This window comes from Burkholderia sp. AU19243 (genome assembly GCF_018148075.1).
GTDB lineage: Bacteria > Pseudomonadota > Gammaproteobacteria > Burkholderiales > Burkholderiaceae > Burkholderia > Burkholderia latens_A.
Window position 1 is genome coordinate 97314 of sequence record NZ_JAGSTV010000008.1, and the last position, 12112, is coordinate 109425.

Consider the following 12112-nt stretch of genomic DNA (forward strand, 5'->3'; position numbering starts at 1 on the left):
CCGTCACGCGTTCCTGCCCCAACCGTTACCTGAAGGAGTCCGACATGATGCATTCCGCCCTTCCCGGTCAGCCGGCCGCGCCGGCCCGCGCGGCCGCCGCGCTGCGCGACGCGTTCGTCAGGCTGAAAGCCGAACGCCAGCTGCGCAACCGCGACGTCGCGCACGCGCTCGGCGTAAGCGAAGGCGAAGCGCTCGCCGCGTTCGTCGGCGAACACGTGGTGCGGCTCGACGCACGATTTCCGGCGATGTTCGAGGAAATGCCGCGCCTCGGCCGCGTGATGGCGCTCACGCGCAACGACGCGGCCGTCCACGAAAAGGACGGCGCATATGCGCAGATGAGCCATGACGGCCCCGTCGGCCTCGCGCTCGGCGACATCGATCTGCGCATTTTCTATCGTCACTGGGCGTCCGCGTTCGCGGTGCGCGACGAAACCGCGCACGGTGCACTGAAGAGTCTGCAGTTCTTCGACGCACATGGTCATGCGATCCACAAGGTCTACCTGCGCGCGCACAGCGATCACGCCGCGTACGATGCGTTCGTCGAGCGCTGGCGCGCGGCATCGCAAGAGCCGGGGCTCGACGTCGCGCCCGCCGCGCGGAAAACGCCCGAGCGGGCAGACACCGAGATCGACGTCGCGGGCTTTCGCGCCGCGTGGGACGCAATGACCGACACGCACCAGTTCTTCGGCATCACGCGGCGCTTCGGCGTGAGCCGCATGCAGGCGCTGCGTCTCGCCGATCCGCGGTATGCATATCCGGTCGAAGCCGCGCGTGCGCTGCGGCACGTGCTCGAACAGGCCGCGCGCAGCGGCCAGCCGATCATGGTGTTCGTCGGCAATGCGGGGATGATTCAGATCCACACGGGCGCCGTCGCGAACGTGCGCGAGGTCGGCGCGTGGATCAACGTGCTCGACCCCGGCTTCAACCTGCACGTGCGCGAAGACCTGATCGCCGCCGCATGGGTCGTAAAGAAGCCGACGAGCGACGGTATTGTCACGTCGCTCGAACTGTTCGATCGCCAAGGCGACCACGTTGCGCTGCTGTTCGGCGAACGCGAGCCGGGTCACGCCGAACGCGACGACTGGCGCGGGCTCGTCGCGACGTTGCCGTCCGCGGTGCGCGGAGGTGCACGGTGAGCGCGCGATCGTTCGTGCCGCGACGCCGCATCGTGCTCGCGAGCGCGGTCGCCGGTGCGCTCACGGGTGCGCTGGCCGGCCGAGCGCTAGCGCAAGCCGCGCCGAAGCGCGTGGTCGTGATCGGCGGTGCGCTTGCGGAAACCGCGTTCGCGCTCGGTGGCGGCGACACGCGCGGCTTCCGGCTCGTCGGCACCGACACGACTTGCACGTACCCGGATGCCGCGAAGCGTCTGCCGAAGGTCGGCTACCAGCGCGCACTATCGGCCGAGGGACTGTTGTCGCTGCGTCCCGATCTGGTGCTCGCGTCGGCGGAAGCCGGGCCGCCCGCCGCGATCGCGCAGGTAAGAAGCGCGGGCGTCGCGGTGACCATGTTCGACGAACGCCACGACGTCGAATCGGTGCGCGCGAAGATCACGGGCGTCGCGCGGGCGCTCGACGCCCGTGATGCGGGCGCCGCGCTACTGGAACGCTTCGATCGAGACTGGCAAGCTGCGCGCGAAGCGGTCGCCGCACGACCGCCGGGCAGTGCCGCGCAGCAGCAGCGCGTGCTGTTCATGCTGAATCACACCGGCAATCAGGCGCTCGCCGCCGGCCAGCGCACGGCCGCCGACGCAATGATTCGCTACGCCGGTGCGCGCAACGCGATGCAAGGCTTCGATCACTACAAGCCGCTGACGACCGAAGCGCTCGCCGCCGCGGCGCCCGATGTCGTACTGATCTCCGACGAAGGGCTCGCAGCCGTCGGCGGGCGCGCCGCGCTGCTCGCCTCGCCGGGGTTCGGCGCGACGCCGGCCGGCCGCGCGCAACGCGTCGTGTCGCTGGATGCGCTGCTTCTGCTCGGGTTCGGCCCGCGCCTGCCGCTCGCGGTCACGACCCTGCACCGACGGCTGTCGGATGCGCTCGCCTGATTCCGGAGTCGCGTCGATGGGTGCCGATGCTTCGACTTTCAACGCGCCGTCGCCAGCCTCCCGTGCTTGTGCCAATGCCGGTCTTGGTGCTGGTGGTGCTGGTGGTGCTGGTGCTGGTGCTGGTGGTGGTGCTGGTGGTGGTGCCGGTGCTCGTGCCAGTGCTGCCATTGCTGCCAGTGCTGCCGCCGATGCCGGTGCAACCACCACCGCCGGTGCAACCACCACCGCCGGTGCTGCCGCCGCTGCTGGTGCTGGTGCTGGTGCTGGTGCTGGTGCCGGTGCTGGTGCCGGTGCTAGTGCTGGCGCCGCGGCCGGTGCTGCCACCGCTGCCGGTGCTGCCACCACTGCTGGTGCTGCCACCGCTGCCGCCGCTGGCGCCGCCCGTGTCGCCACTTCGCGCCGCGTTGCGCCGTTCGCGCTCGCGGCACTCGCCCTCCTCGTGTGTGTCATGTCCGCCGTCGCGCTGTGCGTGGGCGCGTACCGCATTCCGTTCGCGCAAGCGTGGGCCGCGCTTGCCGGCGATCCGTCGGCACAACAAGCGCGCACGGTGCTGCTCGACATCCGCGCACCGCGTGTCGCGCTCGCGTTGCTCGTCGGCGGCGGCTTCGGCGCGGCCGGCGCCGCGATGCAGGCGCTGTTTCGCAATCCGCTCGCCGATCCCGGGCTCGTCGGCGTGTCGAGCGGCGCGGCGCTCGGCGCAACCGCGACGATCGTGCTCGGCCCAGCACTGTTCGCCGCGCACGCAAGCGCGACCGTCCTGCCTGTTGCCGCGTTCGCGGGCGCGCTTGCGGTGGCGGCGCTCGTCTACCGGCTCGCGGCGTCGCGCGGCCGGCTCGCGCTTCCGCTGCTGCTTCTCGCCGGCATCGCGATCAACGCGCTCGTCGGCGCGGCGATCGGCTTGCTCACGTTCGTCGCCGACGACGCGCAATTGCGTTCGCTGACCTTCTGGAGCCTCGGCAACCTCGGCGGCGCGCAATGGTCCGCGCTCGCGGCCGTCGCACCGTGTGTCGCGATCGGCTGCGTGCTGCTCGCGCGCGACCGTGATGCGCTGAATGCATTGCAACTCGGCGAAACGGAGGCGTTGCACCTCGGCGTGCCCGTGCAGCGGCTCAAGCGGCGCGTGCTCGTCGCGGTCGCGCTTGCGGTCGGCGCGCTCGTGTCGTGCGCGGGAATCATCGGGTTCATCGGGCTCGTCGCGCCGCACTGCGTGCGTCTCGCGTGCGGCCCCGATCAGCGCACCGTGCTGCCCGGCGCCGCGCTGCTCGGCGCGCTGCTGACGCTCACCGCCGATCTCGCCGCGCGCACCGTCGCGGCGCCGGCCGAGATTCCGCTCGGCGTGCTGACCGCGCTGCTCGGTGCACCTTTCTTTCTCGCGCTTCTGTGGAAAAGCCGCGGCGCCCTCGGTGGCTGACCCGTGCTCCATTCATCATGCTGACCGCCCATCATCTTGACGTCGCCCGCCGGCATCGCGCCGTTCTGCGCGACCTGTCGCTGTCGATCGAACCCGGCCGCGTGACCGCGCTGCTCGGCCGCAACGGTGCGGGCAAGAGCACGCTGCTGAAGGCCCTGGCGGGCGAACTGACCGGCCGCATCGCGGCCAATAGCGTGCACGTGAGCGGCGACATCACGCTGAACGGCGAACCGCTCGCACGCATCGACGCGCCGCGGCTCGCGTGCCTGCGCGCGGTGCTCCCGCAAGCTGCACAGCCGGCGTTTCCGTTCAGCGTCGACGAAATCGTGCTGCTCGGCCGCTATCCGCATGCGCGGCCAAGCGGCGCGACGCACGCGATCGCGCGCCGCGATCGGGACCGCGACATCGCATGGCAGGCGCTCGAACGCGCCGGCGCCGATACGCTCGTCGGCCGCGACGTGACGACGCTGTCGGGCGGCGAACTCGCCCGCGTGCAGTTCGCGCGAGTGCTCGCGCAGCTGTGGCCCGACGAAGACGCGAAGGACACACAGCCGCGCTATCTGCTGCTCGACGAGCCGACTGCGGCACTCGACCTCGCGCATCAGCATCGTTTGCTCGATACCGTGCGCTCGGTCGCGCGCGAATGGACGCTCGGCGTGCTCGCGATCGTTCACGATCCGAACCTCGCCGCGCGGCACGCCGATACGATCGCGCTGCTTGCCGACGGCACGATCGTCGCGCACGGAGCGCCGCGCGACGTGATGACGCCCGCGCATATCGCGCACTGCTACGGCTTCGCGGTGAAGATCGTGGAAACCGGCGATGGCGCGCCGCCGGTCATGGTGCCGGCGTAGCGCGCGTGAATTACCGTATCCGGCCGCCGACGCCGCTCAGCGTTCGACATCCGCGACACCGAACGTGCGCATCTTCCACCCGAGCCGCACGGCCAGCATCCGCATCGAGAAGCCAGCCGTCAACGCGGCTGCCGTCGCGATACCCGAGCCGATGCCGAGATGCTGGATGCCCACATAGAGCGTGCCCGTGAAGAACGCAACGCTCGCATACAGTTCGTCGCGCAGAATCAGCGGCATCTCGTTGCACAGCAGGTCGCGCAGCATCCCGCCGCACACGCCGGTGATCGCGCCGGCCAGCACGACGATGATCGGCGCGGTGCCCGCCGCCGCGCCGATGTCGCAGCCGATGATCGTGAACGCCGCAAGGCCGACCGCATCCACGGTGACGAACAGCGTCTTCATCCGTGCGACGTGCCGCGCGGCCCACGATGCGACGGTCGCCGCGACAAGCGTGATTACCAGATACTCCGGATGCGCGATCCAGCCGAGCGGATAGTGGCCGAGCAGCACGTCGCGCACGGTGCCGCCGCCGAGCGCCGTCACCGCGCCGACGAGCGCGAGCCCGAAGCGATCCATTCCGCGCCGCATGCCCATCAGCGCACCCGACATCGCTTCCGCGACGATCGCAATCAGATAAAGCGTATGCATCGCGCGCCTCAGTCGTCGATACGGAACAGGTCGAGCACGCGCTCGCGCTCGGCCGCGTCGACGGCGGCTGGCATCGGCTCGTCGCGCTCGTTGCGCTCGTTGCGTTTGCCGCGGTCGGCCGCGGCGTCAGGCGCATCGACGGCCGCCGCACCGCCGCAGGCGAAGCGGCTGCGGATATACGCCGGCACGTCCGCCGTGCACGCGCCGCGCGTGTATTCGGCATAGACGAAATCGCCGTCGACGAGCGCGACGTCCTGCGGCGGCGTCGCCGCGACAGGCGTACGTCCGTCGACGGCCGTCTTCATGTAGTCGAGCCAGACCGGCAGTGCGAGCGTCGCGCCGGTTGCGCGTCCCATCGGGCGTGGCGTGTCGTAGCCGAGCCATGCGACCGCGACGATCCCCGACGAATAGCCGGCGAACCACACGTCCTTCGACCCGTTCGACGTGCCGGTCTTGCCGGCCGCGTCGTCACGACGCAGCGCGAGTGCGCCGCGCGCGGTACCGCTGCGCACGACATCGCGCAGCATGCTGTCCATCACGAACGCGTTGCGCGCGGACACGACGCGCTCGCCCGCAGGCGCCGATGCGTCGTACAGCGCGCCGCCATGACGCTGCTTCACCGACACGATCAACCGGGGCACCATCCGCATCCCGCCGTTCGCGAACACGCCGTACGCGCTCGCGAGTTCGAGCGGCGTCACGGCGCCCGCACCGAGCGCGAGCGGCAGTGACGCCGGATTGCGCTGCGCATCGAAACCGAAGCGGATCGCGTGCTGCTGCACGTACCGTGCATCCGCTGCCTGCATCAGGTTGACCGCGACGAGGTTCTTCGAGCGCACGAGCCCGCGCCGCACCGGGATGAAGCCTTCGTAACGGTTGCCGTAATTGCGCGGACGCCACGGCCGTGCGCCGGTTTCCGCATGTGTGAGCGTGCGCTGCGTGTCGTCCACGAGCACCCCCGGGAAATAGCCCTTCTCCAGCGCCGCCGAATAGACGAACGGCTTGAAGCTCGATCCCGGCTGGCGATACGCCTGCAACGCGTGATCGAACACGTTGCGGTGGAAGTCCGCGCCGCCGACGAGCGCAAGCATGTCGCCCGTCGCGGCATCGAGCGACACGAGCGCACCGTCGAGGCCGTGGCGCGTATCGCGCGTCGCGCGCGACTGGCGGCTCAGCGTGCGCTCGAGCGCGGCTTCGGCCGCGCGTTGGTCGCGCATCGAGATCGTCGTGGTCACGTCGAGGCCGAGCGTATACGCGTCGTCGTGGAAGCGCTCGACCATGATCCGGCGCGCGCGCTCCGCCGCGTACGGTGCGGCGACGATGCCGGGCGGCGGCGTGCTCGCCAGGACGATCGGCGCGTCGAGCGCCGCGCGGTAGGCCGCATCGTCGAGTTCGCCGAGCGCATGCATGCGGCCGAGCACGTAATTGCGTCGCGCGGTCGCGCGCGCCGGATTCACGACCGGGTTGAATGCGGACGGCGCCTTCGGCAGCCCGGCGAGCACGGCCGCTTCGCCGGCGCTCAACGCGTCGAGCGGCTTGCCGAAATACACGTTCGCGGCGGCTGCGAACCCGTATGCGCGCTCGCCGAGATAGATCTGGTTCATGTACAGCTCGAGCAGCTTGTCCTTGCCGTATTCGCGCTCGAGCTTGATCGCCATCAGGATCTCGGCGAGCTTGCGGCTCAGCACCTTGTCGCGCGTGAGGTAGAAGTTGCGCGCGACCTGCATCGTGATCGTGCTGCCGCCCTGCCCTGGCTGCCCGGTCACGACGTTCGCGAACGTCGCGCGCGCAAGCCCGCCGATATCGACGGCGCCATGCTGGTAGAACTTCGCGTCCTCGGCCGCGAGCAGCGCGCGCCGCATCAACGGCGGAATCCGTTCGAGCGGCACGAATTCGCGACGCTCGACGCCGTATTCCGCCAGCAGTTCGCCATCCCGCGAGAAGATCCGCAGCGGCAGCGCGGGACGGTACACGGCCAGGTGTTCGACGGACGGCAATTGCGTCCAGATCCGGTCGATCGTCCATGCACCGATGCCCGCACATGCAATCGTCAAGCCGAGCAGCGCACCGGCGAACACGCGCCACATGCGGCGGCGCGGCGACGCGGGCGGCGGAGCCGACGGCGGTTCAGAAGGCGGCGGGTTGGCGGTGCGGTCGGTCATGCTGGCTCCTTCTTCGATGCGGCGTCAGACGAGCGACGAAGTAACGCTCGTCGATCGCGGAAAGGCGCGCATTGTCGAAGGGATGCCCGAATACCGGAACATTCTTTAGCCAAAGTTTGGCTGGCTAAATTTTCTTTAGGAAAGACGGGCGGCCCTGTTCACGCCGCGCGTGCGGACTCCCGCACGCCGTCACGACGGGTCGACCGGCACGTGAGCCGGATTGCTCGTACCAGCGTCTGATGTTCGATCGATACCGCGACCGGCGGAGCCTCGTTCCCGACGGCAGCCCGATCCTGAACGGGCGCCGCGGCGTGCTGCCCGTCGTCAGGCACGCGCGGGCCGCGATGTCGAGGGCCGCGCTGCCGACCGCGTAGCGCGGCCCCTGCGCTACGCGTCTCCCGCATCGAACCGCATCGCCAATAAAAAACCGCCGGCATCGACCGGCGGTTTTTCGTGCCCGACGCTCGCGACGCTCAGCGCGCCGGATTCAGCGTCAGGTTCATGTGACGGTTCACATCCTTGTACAGCAGGTAACGGAAGCGGCCGGGGCCACCCGAATAGCATGCCTGCGGGCAGAATGCGCGCAGCCACATGAAGTCGCCCGCTTCCACCTCGACCCAGTCCTGGTTCAGACGGTAGACGGCCTTGCCTTCGAGCACGTACAGCCCGTGCTCCATCACGTGCGTCTCGGCGAACGGAATCACGCCGCCCGGCTCGAACGTGACGATGTTCACGTGCATGTCGTGACGCATGTCGCTCATGTCGACGAAGCGCGTGGTCACCCATGCGCCGTTGGTGCCCGGCATCGGGATCGGCTCGACGTCCTGCTCGTTGGTCACGAATGCGTCCGGCAGCGGAATGCCGTCGACGGCCTGGTAGTGCTTGCGGATCCAGTGGAAACGCACGGCGGCATCGCTGACGTTGTGCAGCGTCCAGTCGGCGCCGGGCGGAATGAATGCGTAGCCGCCCGGCTTCAGCGTGTGCTTGTTGCCTTGCAGCGTCAGCTCTGCCTCGCCTTCGACGACGAACAGTACGGCTTCGGCGTTCTTGTCCTGCTCGGGCTTGTCGCTGCCACCGCCCGGATTCACTTCGACGATGTACTGCGAGAAAGTCTCGGCGAAGCCCGACAGCGGACGCGCGATCACCCACAGGCGAGTGTTCGTCCAGAACGGCAGCCAGCTCGTGACGATGTCGCGCATCACTCCCTTCGGAATGACCGCGTACGCCTCGGTGAACATCGCGCGATCGGTCAGCAGATCGGTTTGCGGCGGGTGGCCGCCATGCGGCGCGTAATACGTTGTCTTAGACATAAAGCATCCAGGCAATGGGGTTGGTCCGGCCCCGGGCCGCAACGGCACGCGCGGCATGCGCGTGGGGCACGCATGCGGCGGCGGGACATCGTTGCCGGGGTGGCTTGAAAGCGCGGGCGCCTTCGTTCGGTCGGCCAAGCTTCGCGACGGGCCACCGATTCGGCGGACGTGGCGGCCGATGCCAGTGAGTCCAGCGGCCAGGCCGCGGACACGTTCGGTGGTGCGGCGAGGCACGGGGACGGCACGGTTCGATTCCGTACGCGGGCAGCGTTGACGATAGCGAAGTCGATCCGGATCGACCAATTAAATGTTGCGATGGCGCTCATTCGATTTCGCACTACCTGGCGCCGCCCGCGGCGGGCCGGTCAACACGTGCGACGGACGCCGCGCCCGTCAGGGAAATCCTGATGACGGTCGCCGCGCGAGCGCGGGACCTTGCGGCAGCGACATGCACAAGCGTTTGTGCGCATGTCGGTGGTGGAGCAAACTCCCGATCGAGTCGTCATGCAGGTCGAGAGAGGTGCGGACCGACGGCAAGCGCACGCCGAAGAACCGCTGAGCGGGATGCGAACCGCCAGGGCGCGGCCTTGCGCTCGACGCGTCGCGATATCGCGCGGTATCCGGCCGGAGTTGGCCGCGTGCAGGTCGATGTACGTCGTGGTGGCTTCTACGAGCGGGGAAGATACAGCGGCGGAGGCAGCGTGCGACAGCGTCGGACGGGGCCGGCAGGAACTGAGGAGGGGGAAAAAGGAGGCAGGTGTTGCGGCGATGTCGGCCCGGCTGAGGCCGCCGGGCCGTTTGTCCGATCGTCGCGCCGGATCGCCGCATCGGGCGCCGACGGATCGGGCGCGCCGGTGCGCCGGCTAGCCGCGCACCGTGTCGCGCTCGCGACGATCAGTCCCAATCGCGGTGATGACGATGCTTGCGGTGACGATAGCCGCGATCGCCGTGATCGCGTTCGTACGAGCTGCGCGACAGGTTGCCGCCCAGCGCCGCGCCTGCGCCGCCGCCGACGGCCGCGCCCAGCAGGCCGCCCGTGCGGCCGCCCATCGCGTTGCCGGCTGCGGTGCCCGCGCCGCCGCCGAGGGCGCCGCCGATGATTGCGCCGGTGCGCTCGCGACGGTTCGACGTCACTGCGCCGCCTGCGCCGCCGCCGATGGCGCCGCCGATGACGGAGCCCGTGCTGCCGCCGACCGCGCCACCGACCGCTGCGCCGGCAACCCCGCCGAGCGCGCCGCCGAGCGCGTTGTTCAAGTCACCGGCCATTGCCGGCAGTGCCGTCGCGCCGGTCAACGCGGCGACGACGAGAGCGGGGGCGATTTTCTTCCACATTCCCGTATTCTTCCTTGTTCGCAATCTGGTTATCGAAGGTCCGCTCGTGATGACGATCTGAATCGATCGACGTCGATTTCGGCATTGTGCCGAATCCCGGACCAATTCATTTCAATGAGCTTGCGGCGAAGAATAGCACCGGTCGAGCGTCCTTGCTGTCGACATTCTGGTAACAAGTTGTTTACCGGAACACGACCGGAAAAGCTTGCCGAAATCACGGAAAACCCGCGCCGGGCGGCCGTCTGCGCCGATCAAGCCCCGTTTATGAGCGAACCGCGACGCGTCCGCTACGCCGGTTCAGACACACGTGGCAACACATCGGGGATACCGCGCAAGCCGGCCGCACTCGCCCGCGCTCCGGCAACCAACGAGGGTCAGTACACACCGGGAACCAGCCGCCACGAGCGCGCGCAGTATGCGTCGTATTCGGCGCCGAATTGCGCGCGCAGCAGCGCTTCCTCGGCGCGAATGCGCGCCACCAGCGGCACCATGGTCAGCGCGACGAGCAGCAGCCCGACGCCCGAGCGGAACGCAAGGGCCCAGCCCGTCGCATTGACGAGCAGCCCGAGATAGCTTGGATTGCGGATTCGTCGATAGATGCCGTCCGTCACCAGCGCATGGCCGGGCTGGATCGCGACGAGCCCGCTGAAGCGCTTGCCGAGCACGAACACCGGCCAGAGGCGCAGCGCTCCTCCGGCGACATACAGCGCGACGCCGACCCAGCGCAGCGTGTTGCCGCCGAACGTCCATATGCCGAGCCGGTCGGTCAGCGCGGGCAGATAAGCGAGCAGGAACCCGCTTGCTGCAAAGCCCGCGAGCACCCAGCGATTGTCGCGGTCCTCGCGCTCGCCGGTGCTCAGATTGCCCTCGGTGAACAGCGCGGCGACGCCCAGCGCGAGCGTCGCGACGGCGACGGCGGCCAGTTGCGGGCGGGAGAAGAAGGCGGCAAACCCGCCGAAGCCGAACACGGCGAGCCCCAGATAGACGAGCGTGGAGACGCTCGACACGATTGCGACCTTGCGCGTCACGGCCATCGGTGCCTCGCCGGGCAGGTTCCTCCCGTGAAGTATAGGAATACGGGCGAGCGATACGCACGCGCCGCGTCGTGCGGCGCGCGTAGTCGTGCAACGAAGTGGCGACGGAGCGAACGAAGGCGCTGACGGATGCGCGGACGATGCCCGACGCCGCCGCGTCAGCGAATCCTGAAGCTGCCGCCGATCCCGACACTGACCGGCGGCGCGTAATACGCCGGCGCATAGCCGTAGTAGACCGGTGCGGGCGCGTAGCCGTACGGCGGCGCGACGTAGCAGCCGGACAGGCCGGCGATCAGCACAAACGTGATGAGCACTCTGTACATGGTTCGATTCCCGGCGAAGAGGACACATGGCGCCTCGCGAGCGCCGTACCGCCGCACGCTGCGGCGGCCGGCACGAAGGTGCGGATCGGCCCTTCCTGTCGCTCGATGAAGCAATGCGCGGAGTCTAGCGCCGGGGCCGCCGGAACGCGTTTCGCTGGCGGTTACACGTGTTACTTGGCGTGACCGCTGAAACAGGCGCGCGGCGGGAAGGCCCGCGGTCGGTTGCCGCCGTCCGCGGCAACCGCTATGCCATGACCATGACCTTCGACGACGCGACGACGGCGGCGATCGACGCGTTTGCGCATCTGGATTTCCACACGGCCGTGCAGGCGATGCGCGCCGAGGCGGATTACGACCGCGAACCGGACCAGTGCATCGGGCACGCGTTACACGAAGTGCGCGCGGATACGTTGCGCGACCGATTCGAGCGCGGCCGAGTCGGCGACGTCGCGCGCATGCATCCGCAGCTCGGCGCCTTCCCAGCGTGGGATCACGTGGAAATGCACGTGCGGGACCGTCTGGCCCGCCGCCGCGCCGTTGAACTGGCCGATGAACATGCCGTCCGGTCCAAGCGCCGCGCGCACGGCCGCCGCGACGCGCTGCGTCATGCGGATGCCGGCCGCGGCCGCGTCAGCGGACAGCTCGAAGATCTGCGCGGCCGGCTCCTTCGGGATCACCAGCACGTGGCCGTCGGCCTGCGGCATCAGATCCATGATCGCGAGGGTCGCGTCGTCTTCGGCGACTTTCACGCACGGGAGTTCGCCGCGCAGGATGCGCGCGAACGGGTTGTTGTTGTCGTAGGACATGGCGTGTTCCGATATTTCCGATTGCGGTTGGAGTGGGAGCGCTGCCGGACGATTATCGGCCTGCGGCCGGCCGGAGTTCAACCGGTTGTCCGCCCCTGCCCGACGCTGCTGCTGGCGCCGTCGGCAGCCGGACGCGCACGGCAACGAAGCACGCGCGCGGCGCGGCGTTCGTCATGCCGCCGCGATTG

At 69.3% G+C, this 12112-nt stretch carries 11 protein-coding genes and 1 pseudogene; 4 read left to right on the plus strand and 8 right to left on the minus strand.

The window, feature by feature from the left end; translation table 11 throughout:
• The first annotated feature begins 44 nt into the window (after positions 1-44).
• The 4 genes and pseudogenes from KDW55_RS16950 (at position 45) to KDW55_RS16965 (ending at position 4309) form a co-directional block, all read left to right on the plus strand.
• The gene (locus KDW55_RS16950) at positions 45-1136 is read left to right on the plus strand and encodes a hemin-degrading factor (protein ID WP_040140847.1); all 1092 of its coding nucleotides are present in this window, start codon (positions 45-47) and stop codon (positions 1134-1136) included.
• A gap of 14 nt (positions 1137-1150) precedes the next feature.
• Complete coding sequence (locus KDW55_RS16955) at positions 1151-2044, plus strand: helical backbone metal receptor (protein WP_349252605.1); 894 nt, start codon at positions 1151-1153, stop codon at positions 2042-2044.
• Between the two features lie 460 nt (positions 2045-2504).
• Positions 2505-3455: pseudogene (locus KDW55_RS16960) on the plus strand (iron ABC transporter permease); the annotation flags it as partial.
• Positions 3456-3472: 17 nt separating this feature from the next.
• Positions 3473-4309 carry a heme ABC transporter ATP-binding protein gene (locus KDW55_RS16965; protein ID WP_212161464.1) on the plus strand — a complete coding sequence of 279 codons (837 nt, stop codon included), beginning with the start codon at positions 3473-3475 and terminating at the stop codon, positions 4307-4309.
• Between the two features lie 36 nt (positions 4310-4345).
• Here the strand turns inward: KDW55_RS16965 and KDW55_RS16970 are convergent, their stop codons facing one another.
• The 8 genes from KDW55_RS16970 to KDW55_RS17005 form a co-directional block, all read right to left on the minus strand.
• On the minus strand, positions 4346-4957 hold the full coding sequence (locus KDW55_RS16970; RefSeq protein WP_040138798.1) for a trimeric intracellular cation channel family protein: 612 nt from the start codon (positions 4955-4957) through the stop codon (positions 4346-4348).
• An 8-nt stretch (positions 4958-4965) separates the two neighbouring features.
• A complete protein-coding gene (locus KDW55_RS16975; protein WP_212197996.1) occupies positions 4966-7119 on the minus strand; it encodes a PBP1A family penicillin-binding protein in 2154 nt (717 codons plus the stop codon).
• A 473-nt stretch (positions 7120-7592) separates the two neighbouring features.
• Positions 7593-8429, minus strand: coding sequence for a bifunctional allantoicase/(S)-ureidoglycine aminohydrolase (locus KDW55_RS16980; RefSeq protein WP_040138800.1), 837 nt, complete (start codon positions 8427-8429; stop codon positions 7593-7595).
• An 894-nt stretch (positions 8430-9323) separates the two neighbouring features.
• The gene (locus KDW55_RS16985) at positions 9324-9761 is read right to left on the minus strand and encodes a hypothetical protein (protein ID WP_040138802.1); all 438 of its coding nucleotides are present in this window, start codon (positions 9759-9761) and stop codon (positions 9324-9326) included.
• A gap of 374 nt (positions 9762-10135) precedes the next feature.
• Positions 10136-10795 carry an isoprenylcysteine carboxylmethyltransferase family protein gene (locus KDW55_RS16990; protein WP_212161430.1) on the minus strand — a complete coding sequence of 220 codons (660 nt, stop codon included), beginning with the start codon at positions 10793-10795 and terminating at the stop codon, positions 10136-10138.
• Between the two features lie 158 nt (positions 10796-10953).
• On the minus strand, positions 10954-11118 hold the full coding sequence (locus KDW55_RS16995) for a hypothetical protein (RefSeq protein WP_212161429.1): 165 nt from the start codon (positions 11116-11118) through the stop codon (positions 10954-10956).
• A gap of 170 nt (positions 11119-11288) precedes the next feature.
• Positions 11289-11501 (minus strand): hypothetical protein, encoded by a 213-nt coding sequence (locus tag KDW55_RS17000; RefSeq protein ID WP_212161427.1) that lies wholly within the window; start codon positions 11499-11501, stop codon positions 11289-11291.
• A 3-nt stretch (positions 11502-11504) separates the two neighbouring features.
• A complete protein-coding gene (locus tag KDW55_RS17005) occupies positions 11505-11924 on the minus strand; it encodes an HIT domain-containing protein (protein ID WP_040138804.1) in 420 nt (139 codons plus the stop codon).
• Between the last annotated feature and the right edge of the window lie 188 nt (positions 11925-12112).

Bases quoted from the DNA above. Each gene is read 5' to 3' on its own strand.
- KDW55_RS16965 (WP_212161464.1), top strand. From the start codon at position 3,473: ATGCTGACCGCCCATCATCTTGACGTCGCCCGCCGGCATCGCGCCGTT.
- KDW55_RS16980 (WP_040138800.1), bottom strand. From the start codon at position 8,429: ATGTCTAAGACAACGTATTACGCGCCGCATGGCGGCCACCCGCCGCAA.
- KDW55_RS16990 (WP_212161430.1), bottom strand. From the start codon at position 10,795: ATGGCCGTGACGCGCAAGGTCGCAATCGTGTCGAGCGTCTCCACGCTC.
- KDW55_RS16995 (WP_212161429.1), bottom strand. From the start codon at position 11,118: ATGTACAGAGTGCTCATCACGTTTGTGCTGATCGCCGGCCTGTCCGGC.
- KDW55_RS16985 (WP_040138802.1), bottom strand. From the start codon at position 9,761: ATGTGGAAGAAAATCGCCCCCGCTCTCGTCGTCGCCGCGTTGACCGGC.
- KDW55_RS16950 (WP_040140847.1), top strand. From the start codon at position 45: ATGATGCATTCCGCCCTTCCCGGTCAGCCGGCCGCGCCGGCCCGCGCG.
- KDW55_RS16975 (WP_212197996.1), bottom strand. From the start codon at position 7,119: ATGACCGACCGCACCGCCAACCCGCCGCCTTCTGAACCGCCGTCGGCT.
- KDW55_RS16970 (WP_040138798.1), bottom strand. From the start codon at position 4,957: ATGCATACGCTTTATCTGATTGCGATCGTCGCGGAAGCGATGTCGGGT.
- KDW55_RS17005 (WP_040138804.1), bottom strand. From the start codon at position 11,924: ATGTCCTACGACAACAACAACCCGTTCGCGCGCATCCTGCGCGGCGAA.